Origin of the sequence: Gelidibacter salicanalis (assembly GCF_016469035.1) — a bacterium.
Lineage (GTDB): Bacteria > Bacteroidota > Bacteroidia > Flavobacteriales > Flavobacteriaceae > Gelidibacter > Gelidibacter salicanalis_A.
This window is the reverse complement of record NZ_JAEHJZ010000007.1, coordinates 148,882-166,233: the sequence shown is the minus strand read 5'-3', so window position 1 is coordinate 166,233 and position 17,352 is coordinate 148,882. Positions and strand designations below refer to the sequence as shown.

Sequence of the window (17,352 nt, the reverse complement as noted above, 5' to 3'; positions counted from 1 at the left end):
AAAGCAACGTTTACATTTTAAAAGTAGCTGAGTGCACATACTATCACTCAGTAACCACTTCATGTTTTATTTTCGATTGTTATGGAAGCATGTTGTATTGCGTTGCATGCTTTACTTTTTCATCCAAAAGCTTATCGAAAAAAGCTTTATTTTCTTTAAAGGTTGTGTTCTGTTTAAAATGACTAAACTTTCCCTGCGCGTGAATGCTGCTACCATTAGTCTTATAAATAACCAATTGGTAATACGGAATCACCCAAGTAAAGTTTTTCAACCCTTTATTTATTCTAATTAATACCCCAAGCGGACGCAATTCCAAATTGGCATAATTAACATCATCAACCGTGTTGAGATACTGTTGCATATTTGGGCTAACAGCCTCAACCATCATGCGTTTAGAACCAATCCCTTTCATTTTAATGGACTGCACCAATCCAAAAGGTTTCCCAACTAAATTATTGATGAGTTTGGTGTGGTCTTTATTGGTATGGGTGGTATCCAAAATCATTTGACTAATATAGGAGATTTAAATCACTGTTTAAGTTTGTGGGTTAAAGATTAAACAATTTTTAACATTTGAAATGCTGTGTTTTAAAACCATTTGGTTTAGTAGGACAATAGAACCAATACTTACAGAATTTAGTAGTTATTTTAACTTCACGCCTTTTTTTCAGTATTAGGATCTAGAGATTTGACAAAACTAAAAATCATCTTCTAAGATAGAAGTCTCTAATTCGTCTAAGTGCCTACAACTTGATTGTCATTCACTTCAACTAGTTTATTGATCATACCTTTAAAGATAAACCCATGAAACGGCAATACACTGTACCAATATAAACGTCCCGCCAAACCGCGAGGTCTGAAGGTGGCGGTTTGTTTTAGCAGTCCATCTTCAATTTTGAATTCCAACCATGCTTCACCCGGAAGTTTCATTTCAGCATACAACAAAAGTTTTCGTTCCTCCCGATCACTGAAAATGACCCGCCAGAAATCTAAGGCATCTCCAGCATCTAATTTTGATACATGTGTTCTACCACGTCTCAGTCCAATCCCTCCGAACAACAAGTCCAGATAGCCTCTAATTTTCCACAAATAGGTGCCATAGTACCAACCTGTTGAACCGCCAATAGACCAAATTCTGTTAATAGTTTGGTCCATATCCACAATTTTACGCTCCTTATAATCGGTAAAACAGCCATAGGTTGGTACGTTGATATATTTATGAAGACTCTTTTGGAGACGACCACTGCTGACCATGGAATCTTTCCAACTGGACACAATACTGTTTTGTTCAATTTTTTCAAACGCTAATTCTACCGCTTCGGGATAGGTGATGGGCTGCACATCAAGAATGCTGTTGATGTCACTTTTATTGCCAATAATTTCAATTCCCATACTGTCTACCAAGGACGTGGCAAGTTTATAGGAGGTAGATGTTACAAAATAGAGCCAATAGGAGGACAGTTTTGGTGTCATTAAGGGTACAGTGAGGATGTGGCGCTTCAATTCTCTAATCTCCGCAAACTTTAACAACATTTCTTTGTAGGTCAGAATTTCAGGACCAAAAATGTCGAAAGATTTATTGTATAATTCTTCCCGTCCTTTTGCCTTGGATAGGAATGCCAAGACATCTCTAACCGCGAGAGGTTGCGTTTTAGTGTTCAGCCATTTTGGAGCAATCATCACCGGTAATTTTTCGACCAAATCTCTAATGATTTCAAAAGAGGAGCTCCCTGAACCTACAATGATGCCTGCCTTAAAAATGGTCAGTGCATAGCCTTCTGAAGACAATAAATCTTCAACATTTTTACGCGATTGTAAATGTTTAGAGAGATTTCTATCATTGGTAATGCCGCTTAGATAAATAACTTGCCTGACTTGTGTGGTAGAGAAATACTCTTCAAAATTTTCAGCACAGGTGGCTTCCAATTTCTCGAAATCTTTAGAGGTATTGGACATGGAATGTATTAAGTAATATGCCACATCAATATCTTTCGGGATGTTTTGAAGGGTTTCCGGTTTTAAAAAATCGGCTTCAACAATGGTGATGTTTGCATCCTCACGGTAGGTTTTATCTACTCGCAATTTATCACGTACCGCACATACCACTTCATGGCCTTCATTGATAAGTATAGGAATGATGCGCTTGCCGATATAGCCAGTAGACCCAGTAACGAGAATGTTCATATGAAATTTTATAATGTTGGTTTGGGCCGTCAGATGCAATTGAGACCAGAATGAGCTATTTAAAGGTAGTGAAATTATTGATATTGATGTCCTTTGCTTTTAGATCGAACATTAAATTATACAAACCAAAAAAGGTACGGTTCATATAAATAAAATGTTTGGACCCTCTATTGCCGTTCATTTTTCTAAGCTCGGTGTTTTTAGAATAGCGCTGGCCGAGTTCTGTTATTTTACCGAAAAACTCTCCATCGGAAAAATTGAATGTCTCGGTGTGGAACGGTTGGGTAAACAAGCTCAGCAATTCGTGAAACATTTCTGTGAAAAATGCTACCTCTTCTTTAGAATCGTCTTCGCGTAAAATCTCTAATTGATACAGTTTTTCTACAAAAAATACCTTGTTGGAGATATGTTCTGGTTTTGCCAATTCAAAATACGGCGCATAAAAATCGTCCGGAATAGTTTTCATACATCCAAAATCCAAAGCTATTAATTGGTGTTCCTTAGATACCAAAAAGTTTCCGGGATGTGGATCAGCATGTACTTTTTTGAGAACGTGAATTTGGTACATATAAAAGTCCCAAAGCGCTTGGCCTAACTTGTTGGCAGCCTCTTTATTGGTATTGTGCGACGAAAATTCAGAAAGATGTTCTCCTTCCATATAGTCCATGGTGATGATGCGCTCTGAAGACAATTCCTCATAATATTGGGGAAATTGCAGATGTGGAATATGGGCACAAGCTTCAGCAATTTCTTTACTCTGTTGCAGTTCCAAAATGTAATTGGTTTCCTCAATGAGCTTACCTTCAACTTCCTTAAAATATTTATCAGAATTCTTCCCTTTAATATTGAACATTTTCATGGCAATAGGTTTTACAAGGGCAAGATCAGATGAAATACTTTGGGCGACTCCCGGATATTGGATTTTCACAGCAAGTTTCTTCCCGTTTTTTTCTGCAATATGGACTTGGCCAATGCTTGCAGCGTTAACAGAAGTTGTGTTGAAGGAATCATAAAGCTCATTTGGTAATTTGCCAAAATAGGTTTTAAACGTTTTTAATACTAAGGCTGGCGATAAAGGTGGCACTGAAAATTGGGCCAAAGAGAATTTCTCAACATAGGCCTGTGGCATGAGGCTTTTTTCCATACTCAGCATTTGGGCAACTTTTAAGGCACTTCCTTTAAGTTGTTTTAAGCTGTCATAAATGTCCTCAGCATTATTTTCGTTGAGTTTTGATCGTGCTTCAATTTCAGTCTTCGTCAATTTATCTCCATAATATTTGAGGTAATTAACGCCAACTTTGGCACCTGTAGATACTAATTTAGAAGCACGCTGAATTTTTGATACTGGAATCTTATTTATGGTTTTCATTTAGGCATTTGTATTTTCTCCTTGAAAAGAAATTTCCCAAGGTCAATCACGCTTTTTAAGGGCGTTATATTGAGGACGTCAAAACTGGTGTTGACTGACTTTTCAATAAAAATATCGGTTTTTTCAAAAGAAGGAGAGCTGTCGTCCATCCAAAATTTTAGGGTTAGCAATAATTGGACCCAAGCCGATTCTTGCAGGGCGCGACGCTGCAATTTGTTGATGCGTTCTTCCTGGATATCTAAAGTTTCTATGTCTAAGGCATTGATATATTGTATAAAGCCTTTTTTAAGTTCGGACAACACTTTGAGCCCTTTTAGAGTATTTTGATGTTGCTTCAGTGCAAACAACACATAACTTCTGTTGGCCGTTAGGTTTTCAAAAAAGGTAAAATAGAAGCTTAACAATTTATTGCGGGCATCAAACAATTGATATTCCTCACTGGCATTCAATACAAGCACTGTATTGTCAAAAAATGCTTTAAATACTTGTTTTTCAATTGCTTCAAAGGAGCCAAAATGTTCGTAAAATTTGGACTCTTCAAAGTTGTTTGCTTTTACAAAACTATAAACCGAATGAGGTTGTGCGCCGTGTTCTAAAACATACTCCATATAATAGGAGATGATGTTTTGTTCTGAAATAGGATTCTTTTTTGCCATGATTTTAAATTATAGGTAAAGATACGTAATGTTTAACTTTTTATGATTTATATTAAACAAAGTTTAACAGCGGTTTATGATTTACGGGGTTTGATTTTAAAGTATTGAACTTCAGAAAGATAATATTTAGAGTATATTTTTTTTAAGTTTTCATTAACAATTGAGGGTTTTAAAAGCTGTAATTTTACATCATAGATCAAATAACCATCTAAAACATAGATTATTATGAAAAAAATCATGCTTTGTCTTGCTGTAATAGGGATGACCTTTTCGGCAAATGCACAAATTCAAACACCTCAACCTAGTCCTTTTTCTACAATAGAACAAAAGGTAGGTTTAACTGATGTCACTTTAGAATACTCGCGTCCTAATATGAGAGGTCGTGCCATTTTTGGAGATTTGGTTCCTTATGGCCAAGTATGGCGTTTGGGAGCGAATCAAAACACTAAAATTACCTTTAGTACCGATGTTACTGTAGGGGGCAAAACGTTAAAAGCGGGAACATATGCATTATATGTTACGCCAAATGACAAGTCGTGGGATGTAATGTTCTACACGGACTCAAACAACTGGGGAAATCCAGAAAAATGGGACGATTCTAAAGTTGCAGCTAAAGTAACTGCTGAAACCTATCAGTTGCCAATGGATATCGAAACGTTTACAATGTCATTTGATGATTTGACAAGTGGCGGTGCTACCCTTGGTATGATGTGGGCCAATGTATATGCTGGTGTTAAATTTGAAGTGCCAACGGATAAAATTGTCTCTTCTTCTATTGAGAAAGTGATGAACGGACCTGGCGCCGGTGATTATTACGCTGCCGCAGTGTATTATTTACAGGAAGGTAAGGACATGAAGAAGGCCAAAGAATGGGTTGATAAAGCTATTTCATTGACTCCCAATCCAGCCTTTTATCAGTTAAGACAACAATCTTTGATATATGCAAAAGCAGGCGACAAGAAAGGCGCTATTGAAATTGCTAAAAAATCATTGGCGGCATCTGAGGCTGCCGGTAACAAGGATTATGTTAAAATGAATCAAGATTCCCTAAAAGAATGGGGAGCAATGTAAAACAATAATTTCTTTTATTGTAGCCTCAAAATATTTTGTGAGGCTACTTTAAACCTGGCAGGTTTTTAAAACTTGTCAGGTTTTTTTTATTCGTATTTCAGATTGATCAGATGTCTCACATCATCTAAAATAAACATAAGGTTTCTACTGAAATTGTGGGTCATTATCGGGCTTTCAAGCTGATTGTTTCTTAACAGGTCATTAAAATGTTCCGTTTCGTAACTGTAACCGATAGTTTTATAATCAAAATTGTGAGTCGTTGATTTTCCTTTATGTGTGATGGTTACGGTAGACGGTTGATGAAATCTAGTATTGATTTTAATCGTGCCGTGCTCACAATAAAAGATCGCTTCTGTTGGCGTCTCTTCTAACAGCGTGCTTTTTAAGAAGGCCTTTACACCATTATTATAATTGAAAATAACATCGCAAGTGGCATCCACACCGTTGTCAAAAAATGTGGCTTTTGCTTCAATATCGACGGGTTGTCCTAAGGTGGATAGGGCTGCAAATATTGGATAGATGCCAATATCCAACAAACTTCCCCCACCGAGTGACTTTTTAAACACCCGAGATTCCATATCTATGGTGGGTTGAAAGCCAAAATCAGCTTCCAATTTATGGATAGCACCATACTTATTTGATTTCAATTCGTTTAACACAAATTGGTAGTGCGGTAAAAAGTACGTCCACAAGGCCTCCATGAACAGGACGTTGTTGATTTTTGCCGAAGCAATCATAGTTTCTACATCCTTTAGGTTCATGGCCAAAGGTTTTTCACACAACACCGCTTTTTTATGGTTCATACACATGATGGCATGTTCCTTATGATAACTGTGCGGCGTGGCAATGTAGACGGCATCTACATTAGGATCGGCAGCTAAATCTTCATAAGAATCGTATGCTTTTATAGCGTTGTACTGCTTGGCAAAAGAGTTTGCTTTTTCCTGGTGTCGTGATGCTACGGCATAGAGTTGGCAATTGTCAATAGTTTGAAGGTCCTTAACAAACTTATTGGCAATTTTACCAAGTCCGATAATTCCCCATTTTATAGTTTTCATGACATAGAATTTTTATAGATTAAATAACTAAAATAGGCCAATATGCTGACTAATAACAATAGAATTAACCTATTGTTATTGGTTGTTTTTTTAAAATCAATGAGCATGGCAATAATAATTGCTAAAAAGCATCCCACAAAATTCAACCATAAATACGGAAGATTGATGTAATTGTATTCATCTAAAAGGTACAAACTCAAAACAAGGGCTTGTGTAATGAGTGCGGAGATAAATACCGCATTCCCTTTGACGTGTTTGAAGAAAAAGGCCAGAAGAAAAATCCCCAAAATATTACCATAAAAAATGGATCCGATAATGTTGACCAATTGAATTAAATTATCAGCCAAGTACGCAGCAGATGCAAAAATAATGGCTAAAACGCCCCAAGTTAGAGTAAACCATTTTGAAGCTTTTAGATAATGATGTGGACTTTTATCTTGCGCATAGCTTCGCTTGTATAAATCCATAGTGGTAGTTGAGGACAACGCATTGAGTTCGCTCGCAGTACTCGACATGGCAGCACTTAAGATAACCGCCAATAACAACCCGATCAATCCACGCGGGAGGTTGTTTAGGATGAAGTGGATAAATACATAATCTTTATCATTGGTTTCTACAGAGAGCACACGTTCTTTATTGGCTTTACTAATCAATTCTTTGGCTGCGTTTCTATTGGCTCTATCGTCCTCATTATAAAGAGCGATTTGAGAAGCAAGGACTTCACTCTTTGTGTCTGCATATTGCATCATCACCGCTTTTTTATCTTCAAATATGTCATTTTGTTGCTTTTGCAGTTGGGTGTATGCATCTGCGTATGAAGAATTCATCACTGTTTCTGTGGCAGCAGGATTAAAATTAATGGGCGAGGTGTTAAATTGGTAAAACACGAAGACCATCACCCCAACCAAAAGGATAAAAAACTGCATCGGAACTTTTAACAGGCCGTTAAAAATCAAGCCCATTTGCATTTCCTTAACCGATTTTCCCGAAAGATACCGCTGTACCTGACTTTGATCTGTTCCAAAATAGGAGAGAGCTAAAAATGAACCCCCAATAATGCCACTCCAAAACGTGTAGCGGTTATCAAAATCAAATGAAAAATCGAGAATCTCCATTTTTCCACTTGCCCCAGCTATTTCTAAAGCTTTGGTAAAGGTGATGTTTTCTGGAAGGTAACTTACGATCAGAAAAAAGGCGATAAACATTCCTGTAAAAATAACAGCCATTTGCTGTTTTTGGGTGATGCTCACCGCTTTTGTACCTCCTGAAACCGTATAGATAATCACCAAAACGCCAATGATGATGATCAGCAAATTGAGATTCCAGCCCAATACAGCAGAGAGGATAATGGCAGGTGCATAGATGGTAATGCCGGCTGCCAAGCCACGTTGGACTAAAAATAAAATAGCGGTCAGACTCCTGGTTTTTAAATCGAATCGATTTTCAAGAAACTCATAAGCGGTGTACACTTGAAGTCGGTAATACAACGGAATAAACACCAAACAGATGATGATCATTGCAATGGGCAATCCGAAATAGAATTGCACAAATCCCATCCCGTCATGAAATGCCTGACCTGGCGTTGATAAAAACGTAATGGCGCTGGCTTGGGTGGCCATAACACTTAACCCAATGGTCCACCATTTGGCTTCGTTGCCACCTTTTAGGTAGTCTTCAACATTTTTGCTGCCGCGTGTTTTCCAAGTGCCATAAATAACAATGGTCAACAGCGTTCCGATAAGTACAATCCAATCTAATAATTGCATGTTAGAAGGATTTCATGATAAAATAAAACAAAACAATATAGAGCGCGTTGGCCACTAGGACTAAAGTGTACGATTTTTTCCAGCGCTCTTTTGGTGGGTGTTGTTTCATGTATAGATCTATTGTTTTAACTGTGTTTCTGTTTTTATGTTCTTTTTTCCAATAGAAAGCATATTTGCAAATAATCTAAAAGAGCCAGCAACACCTTCAGGAAATTCTCTAAAAAAACTTAAACCCGTATAAATATAATGTCCTTTTCCATATTTGGCCACTAATAAGCTGCCTTCTTTAGCCAATTCTCCTTTATCGTGCATAGACAATAGCGGTGTGAACTCTTCCGACCATTTATCTGGAAAATATAGTCCGCGCTCTTGGGTCCAGCCTTCAAAATCCATTTGGGTGATTTTGTTGGGATAGTTGAGCAGTTCATGTTGCGGATTTAAGAACTTCACTTCTGAATTTTCGTCCGTCACCCGATCTCGTGATAATTCTAACGGGTAAGGCGCTAAATCATCTACCACCAGGCCTCCACTGGTATTGTATTGTACAATTAAATTCCCGCCTTCATTTACAAATTCGAACAGTTGGGCTTGTTTAAATTTTAGAGCGTCTAAGGTATTATAAGCTCTAATCCCCACTACAATGGCATCAAACCGACTGAGATTTTCAGATGTAATGTCTTCGGGTTTTATAAGCACCACATTATAACCAATTTGTCTTAAGCTTTCAGGAACCACATCTCCGGCACCTTCAATATAGCCGATATTGTCGCCTTTTTTCTGAATGTCCAAGCGTACAATTTTGCTCTCGCTTGGTTCTGATATGATTTGAAATGGAATGTGATCGTAGTCCATTTCAATAAGATGTTTAGTAAACACTTCGTCGCCAATATGCACCATTGGAGTCAACAAGCCTTCACTTTGATTTTTGGGAGGGATAATCGTGAATATTAGGGTCTTTTTTTCGCCTTTATGTAAAAGAGCAACCTTTTGCTTTTCAGGATATACATTCCAACCCTTAGGATGGGCCAATTGTACAAAACCTTCTAAATTGTCACGATTGGCCTTCACGATAACTTGAATGTCTTTTTGTTGATCATCAGCAAAAATGATGACGGGTTCTGAAATATGCGCTGAAACTACAGGAATCACTTCAAACGGTTTGTAAATCTCTCCCTTTACAGTATCGTTGGTTTTGTAAATAACGGGTCTTACATAGGGAATTATCACACCATTAATTGAAACATTAAAAGTTGCGGTAACGCTTCTAGGTGTTTCTGGTAAGCCAATCAGGTTTTGGTCTGCTACATTATACATGCCTAAAGTCCCTTTGCTGTCCAACCAATACGGGGTAGAGTAGGGCGTGTTTTGAGCAATGTTCACCTCTGATTTAAACTGATGGGATACATTATTTTTTAAATCTCTAGCGTTTTTAATGGTGGTGCCATCTGACAATACTACAGATGCTAACTTAATGTGTTGCGGACTTCTGTTGATGGCTTCCAAACTTAATTTTACAGTGCTATTTGGTGTGGCGGTATTGGAGGCTGCTGCCACCTCAAGATATAAGCCCGCACAACCAGCAATAACGTTTTTAATGGCTTCAGATTTGACCTGTTTCCAATGCTTATCTTCTAACTTTTGAATCCGTTGATACGCTTCAACCAATTGCGGAATCGATGCTGATGGGTTGTTAAAATCATAATGTTCTTGAACACTTTTTAATAATTTACCGATAGGTTGTCCTCCTTTCACACGATTCCAACTGGTATCAATACCTTCAAAAATATTGGTTTGGTCTGTTGGTGAATCGCCTTTTATCAATTCTAAGTATTCAGTTTCACTCCCCCGAGATCCTGTGTTTCCAAAACCTTGAGATTGGTGTGAGCTTCTGCTCAACGCTGCAATTTCTGAATTGGACAAGCCTAGTGCAGGGTAGAAGTTACCGACTTCCAGTTCATAAAAGTATGTTTTATCTGCCGCATCAAATTTTTCCTGACTGCCATAAAACCACCATGACGGATTAAAAAACTCACGTTTTGGCTGCCAAACCTTTACATATTTAAGTTGGTCTGGATATTTTGTTGGGTCGGCCGCGGCATCAAAAGCTTCCATGCTCAGCATGGCAGAACTGGTATGGTGGCCGTGGGTTGAGCCTGAGCTACGGTGATCAAAACGATTGATAATGATATCTGGCTGAAATTTTCGAATGGCCCAAACCACATCGCTCAGCACGTCGTCTTTATTCCAAATAGCCAAGGTTTCATCAGGATGTTTAGAATACCCAAAATCATTGGCACGGGTAAAGAATTGCTCACCACCATCAATTTTACGAGCTGCTACCAATTCTTGGGTTCTGATAACGCCTAAAAGCTCTCGAAGTTCTGGTCCGATAAGGTTTTGTCCGCCATCGCCACGCGTTAACGAAAGATAGGCTGTTCTCGCCTTTACGCCATTAGACATATGCGAGATGAGTCGTGTATTTTCATCATCAGGATGTGCGGCAATGTACAATACAGACCCTAAAAAATTGAGTTTTTCTATCGCTTCATAGAGTTCTGAACTTGTAGGTTTTTTGGGTTGTTGGGCTTGTATCGAAAAACAATACATAAAGGTGATGAATGGCAATACATAAGATCTGAACATGTGTGGTGCATTAGCTTGAACTTCAAATATAAAAAAGAAGCATCGTAATTTTAGCTTTTAGTGCTTATTTAACTCAAATAATGACCCATAGAAGCCTTGAAGAACTGATTTTAAAATAGATTATAAAGGGCTTATAACCTTTGGATAAAAAATGAAATGCGCCTAAAACTTAAACCATATCGGTGTTGTCTTCAAATAATTCATCAATTGCATCTTTTTTAATTAAGGTGACTGCTCTTTGAAGCATTAAGTTATTGGGATACGTTACCAAGTCGCCATTTTCAATGCGTAAATGCAGTTGGAATGCTCTAATATCTTCAATAATGCCTTCAAGAGGAAAATCTTTATCGTGAATTTGTATTTTATCACCTACTTTATACGGAAATGAGAAAAACATAATGATGCCTGAAGTGATATTGCTAAGAATGGACCATATAGCGAACAGTCCGATACCAATTACTGCAAAAACAGATGAAAAAAGGAGTATTAAATCTTTGGCTTCCGTTCCAAAATTAAATGGAATAATCAATAGGGCAATAATGACTAGAGCGACACTAACATAGCGTTGCATTAAGTGAATTCGGGCAATATTAATCCCTTTTTTTCTTGAAACTTTACTGATAACCTTGTTTACGAAAAATCTTATTATCAGTAAAAAAATAAGGAGAAATCCCGTATAAATAAAACCTTGCTGATAGTTTAGAAAAAACATAGATTCTTTTAAATGTTAATTAACGGCAAAGATACGTAGAAAACGATTGAAACTAATCTAATCCAAGGCTTTCTCTTAAGCCAATATCTGCATTAGAATTTTTGTTCCAATAATCCGATTTGATGGATTTAATTCTGGTTGCTTTTGTAGTGAGTTCTTGGGCTTTATTACCTTGACCGCTGATAAAGGTCTCTTCCCAAGAAATGATGTCAAAAGGAGACTGCGGATTGAAGGTTATGCTGAAACTCCTGTTCAAATCTGGATAGGTAAGCGTATAAGTGTTTTGGGTCAATTCTGCGGAAGCGCTATAAGTCTTAAAAGGGATGTGTCTTAGTCTTAAAAACTCAAAAGAGGGGATGATGTCCACATTGCCAGTTGGCAAGCTCTTTGGATCGATGCGTAATTGTGTCCAAAGTTCATTTTCCAGAATGCTCTTATTTAGGCTGAACTCTTCATCGGCTTCGCCTTCAAAATAAGAATGCGAGCGCACTTCAAAATCTGAGCGGTTATTGAGTTGCATATACACTTGGCCGCACCATTCTTGCACAGAGCAGGAAATTTTTAAGGCATGTTGGTTGTTGGACACCGGATAAAACACACTCTGCATGATGCTATAAGGGTAGATGCCAGTGTTGAAATTTTTTGTTGCATTGAGTTTTAAAACGGAACTATTTTTTGAAGACGGTTGATCCGCCTTTACCTGTTCTGACTTCAAAAACGGTTCCGTAACAAACACTAACACAGCGGTACCTTTACGGATTTCACCATAACGTGCCTGCTCTAAAGCATAGGTGGTAATTTCAGCTTCTCCCTGATACCAATACGCTTTAAAATCTTCAGATAATGGCTCAGCTTTTCTTAATGTTTGAGGTGCTTTGTCTTCTTGTTTTTCAGTATGTTGTTGTGTGTTTTCTTCATTTTTACATGAGATAAAAATCAGACAAAAAGCAGTAACAAATAAGAGTGTAGTTGACAGTTTCATAGTGAACAGTTTTGATAAAAATACAATGTTAGATGGTGTTGACCATGTCATTTAACGTTTGATAAACAAGATGGGTGGGCAGGCCCATCACATTAAAATAAGACCCTTCAATTTTGGTAACGCCAATTTGGCCAATCCATTCCTGAATGCCATAAGCGCCAGCTTTGTCAAAAGGTTTGTAGGTGTTTATATAGTACATGATTTCTTCATCAGTCAAGTGTTTAAAGGTTACTTTAGTGACTGAATTTACCGTCATTTCAGTAGTGGTCGAGGTAAAGCAAACAGACGTGATAACATCGTGAGTGGTATTGCTCAAGGACTTTATAATCTCAAAAGCTTCAGCAGCGTCTTTTGGTTTGCCCAAAGCTTTTTTATGATGCCATACAATAGTATCACTCGTAATGAGGATATCCTGAGGATTGAGTTCTTTTTTATAGGGTAAGGCTTTTAGCTGAGCTAAATAATCGCTGATCTCAAAATGGTTCAAGCGTTGTGGGTACTCTTCTATAACCGGTTTTAAACGAATTTCAACATCCAACCCCAAATCTTTAAAGAACTGTTGTCGCCTTGGCGATTTTGAAGCCAAAATGATGTGGTAATCTTTGAGCGTGTCTTTGAGCATGTTTTTTAGTCTTCAGTGTTCAATATTTTCTAAAGGAGGTTAAAAGTTATAGAGTAAATTATTAATCGTGAATCGTCAATTGTCAATGGTAATTCGTAATTCGTGAATCGATTTCTGTTTAGCATTATTGCAAGAAAATTATTTCAAAACCATCGGATACAATACTAAAGACAACATTCCGAACAGCATCACTAATTTAAGCATTGTACTGATATGCCGGTACTCTTTTTTTGATTTTGCGCTAAACGTCCTAATGGCAATATAGATTAGCGGTGCAATTATAAAAATAAGAAAATAACCAATAAACAGTTCATATTTGAACAAATATGTGGCAACATAATATACAGAACCAAAAAGAGGCACTAGCGTAACCATAAAAGCAGCCTTAGAAGCTCTTGAGCGTCCGATGACGATGGGTAAAGTGTTCATACCTGCCTTGTGATCGCCATCTACATCTTCGAGATCCTTAATGATTTCTCTTGCCAAATTCATTAAAAATGCAAATAGGGCATAGTCCAGTAATATTTTAAAAAAAGTGAGTTGTGTCGCCTGATTTTGTGTTGTAATTACGGGAATCAATTCGAACACGCCCACAATTAAAATGCTCAGCGCTACCATTGTCGATATGATAATGTTGCCCAACAAAAGCGTGGGTTTTAAGTATGAGGCATACACATATAGCAATGCAGATATGATGACGAAAATGGCAAAAAAACCACTACGTCCTACCAAATTTGATAAATAAAAACCAATAAGAACGCCAATAATATTGAAAACGATAAATAAGATAAACGCTGTCTTTTCAGTAATTTTTGAACCTACAATGACTTTTGAAGGTCTATTGACGGCATCAGTTTCTATATCATAAATATCATTAATAATATTTCCGGCTGCTGCAATGCAAAGTGTTGAAAAGACCAGTAATCCAAAACCAAAACCATTGAGCGTGATAGTCAGATTGGTGGTTTCTAAGAACGGTTCAAAAAGCGCGTATTTTATGAGCAATTGCATAGTAGCAATCATCAATAAATTTTTCCAGCGGATTAAATTTAAAATATGCAAGGCATGGTTGTGTTGGTTATGTAACTATTAGGTTTCTAAAATGGAAAATTGGGGTTCAGTTATCAGTTATCAGTTGTCAGTTTTCAGTTGTCAGTCTTCAGTTGGCGGTTCTTATTCAAGTTAGCATATCTGAAATCAACAATCCTCATCCCTCATCCCTCATCCCTCATCCCTCAAACCTCAACCTAGATCAATCAAAAATCAGCAATCTTCAATCACAAATCAACAATGTACATCCCTCAAACCTCAACCCTCAACCCTCAAACCTCAAACCTAGATCAATCTTCAATCATACTTCGCACTAAAGTTCCCGTTCCATTTCCCTTGTACTTTTAAGACTTGTTCAATCACGTCTCTTACACAGCCTTGGCCGCCGTTTTTATGCGAAATGTATTTGGAAATAGCCTTAATTTCAGGCACTGCATCTTGCGGACAGGTAGGCAACCCGACACGGGTCATGACAGGATAGTCTGGAATATCGTCACCCATATACAGGACGTTTTCAGGTTTGATATGGTGAAGGTCCATATAGGCATCCATCTGCTCAATTTTGTTATGTGCGCCTAAATAAATATCGGTAATTCCTAAGCCTTGTAAGCGTTGGCGGACACCTTCATTACTGCCGCCAGAAATAATGCACACATTAAAGCCGGCTAATAAGGCGGTCTTCATGGCAAAGCCATCTTTTGTGTGCATGGTACGCAGCATTTCGCCAGTGGTAGTCAATGAAATTGTGCCGTCAGTCAGCACGCCATCAACGTCAAAAATAAAAGTGGTAATATGTTCTAGGTATTCTTTATAACTTTTTTCTTCCATGTGTTTTTTGGATACTTGCCGTTAGGAGTTCATAAATAGCTTTATGTTGCGCGCTTTCCAGCAGTTGTAAATGTTTTTTTATGGTTTTTTTATCGTTGCGTTTTGCAGGCCCTGTTTGTGCCATATAAGGAGAAATATCCTGTACTTTTTTGGCGGTTTCTAATATTAAAGGCTTTAAAATATCAAATTCTACACCTTTAGACTCGGTGATTTCGTGGGCCACACGATACAATTGATTGGTAAAATTATTGACAAATACAGCCGCTAAATGCAGTGCTCTGCGCTGATCAGTATTGACTTTATGAGTGGAACTACCTATTGTTTTTGCCAAGGATTTTAAAGTCTTGAGATCTGCTTTGTCCAACACCTCAAGACAGATAGGGACATTTTCAAAATTCAGGGTAGCAGCCTTGCTAAATGTTTGTAAAGGATAAAATACCCCACGTCGATTCTTTTTATCCAAATCATGAACATTGACAGATCCTGAGGTATGGACTACCAATCGGTTTTCAAAAGGCAATTTTGTAGATAAATTGGCAATGGCATCATCACTGACGGCAATAATGTAAACATCAGCTTTCTCCAACTGTGAGAGGTCGTCCGTTATCACAACCTTATTTTTATAAGACTGGATACTTTTGATGGATCTGTTATACCACTGTTTTACGTGTACCTGCTCTGTACCGTCAAAAGCGTTGAATAAATGAGCTGCAACATTGCCTGCTCCAAGAATAATTACTGAAATCATGCCGCTAAATTAATGAAGAATTAAGACATAGGAATTAAGAAATTACAATTTTCATGTGGATCATAGACTTCTTTGGTGATTACTGCACCACTATCTAAGATCTAATAACCTCTATAGGACTACTTTTCGGTCAATTATAGCCAAAGATTCTAGTTTTTCGAGCTTTTTTATGGCTCTGATCACCGTTTCTACCCGCAGACCCGTCAACTCTGAAATTTGTTGCCGCGTAAGTGGCACTTCAAAAGCTGTTTCAATTTTTGCATTGGTTTTAAGATGGTGCAACAGTGTTAAAATACGATGTTCAGGTGGGTATATAGACATTTCTCTAGCAATCTTTGCTTTGTAAATCATCCGTTTACAAATCATTTGCGTAAATGTCAAATGAATGTCCGGGTGAGATTTTAGAAGGTCAAAAAATGAAGTTTTAGAGAGCAGGTAAATTTCAGAGGCTACAAGAGTTTGTGCTGTAGCTGGATATTTAAAGGCACCAAATAACGGAGGTTCTCCAAATGAATTGTCCTTTTCAAAAAATCCCTGAACAAATTCTTTTCCGTCTTCTGTCAGGTTAAACATTTTTACATGCCCGGTTTTAATTTGGTAATAAAAATCAGCATGCTCTCCTTCATTAAAAATAGTGTGCTCTTTTGAATAGCTTTTTAAAGTAGCTCCAAAATGCTGAATGACCTGTTCCGGAATCATGATCTTATGATTTGAATCATAAAAATACGAAGAATGGTTTAGGAACTTTGTATGAACACTAAAAAAGAAAGCAAATGTCACTTTATAATAAAGGACTTCAGGATTTCACAGACCATCTCATATTATATATTCCATTGAGCATCATATTTCAAAGTTGTATAGGCTCTATTGCTACAATGTTAATTTTGATGACTAGCCAGTCAACGTTTCATTTTTTAGATTTGACCTTGGTGGTAACTTTTGCAATGGCTTATAACGGATCGTTGTATGCCCAATTGAAACCAAAGCTGATTTTTAATTTATTCATCGCAACCGTTTTGGTGCACATTACATTTATTATCATTAATTTGCTACGATTGGCATAAGTTAGAATGGAAAAAAAAGATATTGGAAGTAGGGAAGATGTGTTTTTACTCGTCTCAGAGTTTTATAAAAAAGTCAGACAAGATAAGGTCTTGGGGCCATTTTTTAACCGCATCATTAAAGATTGGGAGGCACATATTGAGCGCTTAACCACGTTTTGGGAAAGCAGTTTGTTTATGTCCCGAAAATTGGAGCAACGGTATCATGGCAATCCTTTAGAGGTGCACATTAAGGTTGATAAAGAAAATGATAATGCCATTACCCAAGAGCATTTTGGACTGTGGCTCAATTTGTGGTTTGAAACTTTAGACGAACTTTTTGAAGGTGAATATACTCAAAATGCAAAAAATAGGGCCCGGAAAATGGGAACGTTTATGTTTATGAACATATTTCAGGCGAGGCAGCAATAAGCCGCTGTGTGGCGGGGAATTTAGCAATATCAGCGGCATACTCCAGATAAAGTCATTGCGCTTCAATTTATGTGAGCTCATAAGAATATTGAAAGAGGATAGAGTAGCGTTATGATTACTTCTTTAAAGCAACCTTCCACCCATCTTAATTATCTCAACTTTAACATCTTTTAATTCCAAACCAATCAACA

General features: G+C 37.5%; 17 protein-coding genes. 3 read left to right on the top strand and 14 right to left on the bottom strand.

What is annotated here, in order from left to right; translation table 11 throughout:
- Positions 1-79 precede the first annotated feature (79 nt).
- From JEM65_RS04935 to JEM65_RS04920, 4 genes are all read right to left on the bottom strand, one after another.
- Positions 80-505, bottom strand: coding sequence for a hypothetical protein (locus JEM65_RS04935; protein WP_199597680.1), 426 nt, complete (start codon positions 503-505; stop codon positions 80-82).
- Between the two features lie 230 nt (positions 506-735).
- Positions 736-2,184, bottom strand: a complete 1,449-nt coding sequence (locus tag JEM65_RS04930; protein WP_199597679.1) for an SDR family oxidoreductase — start codon at positions 2,182-2,184, stop codon at positions 736-738.
- Between the two features lie 55 nt (positions 2,185-2,239).
- The gene (locus JEM65_RS04925; RefSeq protein WP_199597677.1) at positions 2,240-3,553 is read right to left on the bottom strand and encodes an ABC1 kinase family protein; all 1,314 of its coding nucleotides are present in this window, start codon (positions 3,551-3,553) and stop codon (positions 2,240-2,242) included.
- A complete protein-coding gene (locus JEM65_RS04920; protein WP_199597675.1) occupies positions 3,550-4,209 on the bottom strand; it encodes a TetR family transcriptional regulator C-terminal domain-containing protein in 660 nt (219 codons plus the stop codon). The genes JEM65_RS04925 and JEM65_RS04920 overlap by 4 nt, the downstream gene beginning before the upstream one ends.
- Positions 4,210-4,434: 225 nt before the next feature.
- Between JEM65_RS04920 and JEM65_RS04915 the strand changes: the two genes are divergently transcribed.
- The gene (locus JEM65_RS04915) at positions 4,435-5,280 is read left to right on the top strand and encodes a DUF2911 domain-containing protein (RefSeq protein WP_199597673.1); all 846 of its coding nucleotides are present in this window, start codon (positions 4,435-4,437) and stop codon (positions 5,278-5,280) included.
- A gap of 86 nt (positions 5,281-5,366) precedes the next feature.
- On the opposite strand, the gene JEM65_RS04910 is transcribed toward JEM65_RS04915, so the two are convergent.
- The 10 genes from JEM65_RS04910 to JEM65_RS04865 form a co-directional block, all read right to left on the bottom strand.
- Positions 5,367-6,338 carry a Gfo/Idh/MocA family protein gene (locus JEM65_RS04910; protein WP_199597670.1) on the bottom strand — a complete coding sequence of 324 codons (972 nt, stop codon included), beginning with the start codon at positions 6,336-6,338 and terminating at the stop codon, positions 5,367-5,369.
- Positions 6,335-8,104, bottom strand: coding sequence for a sodium:solute symporter (locus JEM65_RS04905; RefSeq protein ID WP_199597668.1), 1,770 nt, complete (start codon positions 8,102-8,104; stop codon positions 6,335-6,337). Before JEM65_RS04905 ends, JEM65_RS04910 begins: the two co-directional genes overlap by 4 nt.
- A gap of 117 nt (positions 8,105-8,221) precedes the next feature.
- Positions 8,222-10,747, bottom strand: coding sequence for a PIG-L family deacetylase (locus tag JEM65_RS04900; protein ID WP_199597666.1), 2,526 nt, complete (start codon positions 10,745-10,747; stop codon positions 8,222-8,224).
- A 169-nt stretch (positions 10,748-10,916) separates the two neighbouring features.
- Positions 10,917-11,459, bottom strand: coding sequence for a mechanosensitive ion channel domain-containing protein (locus JEM65_RS04895; RefSeq protein WP_199597664.1), 543 nt, complete (start codon positions 11,457-11,459; stop codon positions 10,917-10,919).
- A 52-nt stretch (positions 11,460-11,511) separates the two neighbouring features.
- The gene (locus JEM65_RS04890; protein WP_199597661.1) at positions 11,512-12,441 is read right to left on the bottom strand and encodes a septum formation inhibitor Maf; all 930 of its coding nucleotides are present in this window, start codon (positions 12,439-12,441) and stop codon (positions 11,512-11,514) included.
- 28 nt (positions 12,442-12,469) lie between these two features.
- Positions 12,470-13,063, bottom strand: a complete 594-nt coding sequence (locus tag JEM65_RS04885; RefSeq protein ID WP_199597659.1) for a Maf-like protein — start codon at positions 13,061-13,063, stop codon at positions 12,470-12,472.
- Between the two features lie 138 nt (positions 13,064-13,201).
- Positions 13,202-14,125: a geranylgeranylglycerol-phosphate geranylgeranyltransferase gene (locus JEM65_RS04880; protein WP_199597657.1), complete on the bottom strand. Its 924-nt coding sequence runs from the start codon at positions 14,123-14,125 to the stop codon at positions 13,202-13,204.
- 285 nt (positions 14,126-14,410) lie between these two features.
- The gene (locus tag JEM65_RS04875) at positions 14,411-14,941 is read right to left on the bottom strand and encodes a KdsC family phosphatase (RefSeq protein WP_199597655.1); all 531 of its coding nucleotides are present in this window, start codon (positions 14,939-14,941) and stop codon (positions 14,411-14,413) included.
- Positions 14,922-15,689, bottom strand: coding sequence for a Rossmann-like and DUF2520 domain-containing protein (locus JEM65_RS04870; RefSeq protein ID WP_199597653.1), 768 nt, complete (start codon positions 15,687-15,689; stop codon positions 14,922-14,924). Before JEM65_RS04870 ends, JEM65_RS04875 begins: the two co-directional genes overlap by 20 nt.
- A 111-nt stretch (positions 15,690-15,800) precedes the next feature.
- Positions 15,801-16,388: a Crp/Fnr family transcriptional regulator gene (locus tag JEM65_RS04865; RefSeq protein WP_199597651.1), complete on the bottom strand. Its 588-nt coding sequence runs from the start codon at positions 16,386-16,388 to the stop codon at positions 15,801-15,803.
- Positions 16,389-16,462: 74 nt separating this feature from the next.
- On the opposite strand from JEM65_RS04865, the gene JEM65_RS04860 reads away from it, so the two are divergent.
- Together JEM65_RS04860 and JEM65_RS04855 are read left to right on the top strand one after the other, a co-directional pair.
- Positions 16,463-16,753: a hypothetical protein gene (locus JEM65_RS04860; RefSeq protein WP_199597649.1), complete on the top strand. Its 291-nt coding sequence runs from the start codon at positions 16,463-16,465 to the stop codon at positions 16,751-16,753.
- A 6-nt stretch (positions 16,754-16,759) separates the two neighbouring features.
- Positions 16,760-17,161 carry a group III truncated hemoglobin gene (locus JEM65_RS04855; protein WP_199597647.1) on the top strand — a complete coding sequence of 134 codons (402 nt, stop codon included), beginning with the start codon at positions 16,760-16,762 and terminating at the stop codon, positions 17,159-17,161.
- Positions 17,162-17,352 lie beyond the last annotated feature (191 nt).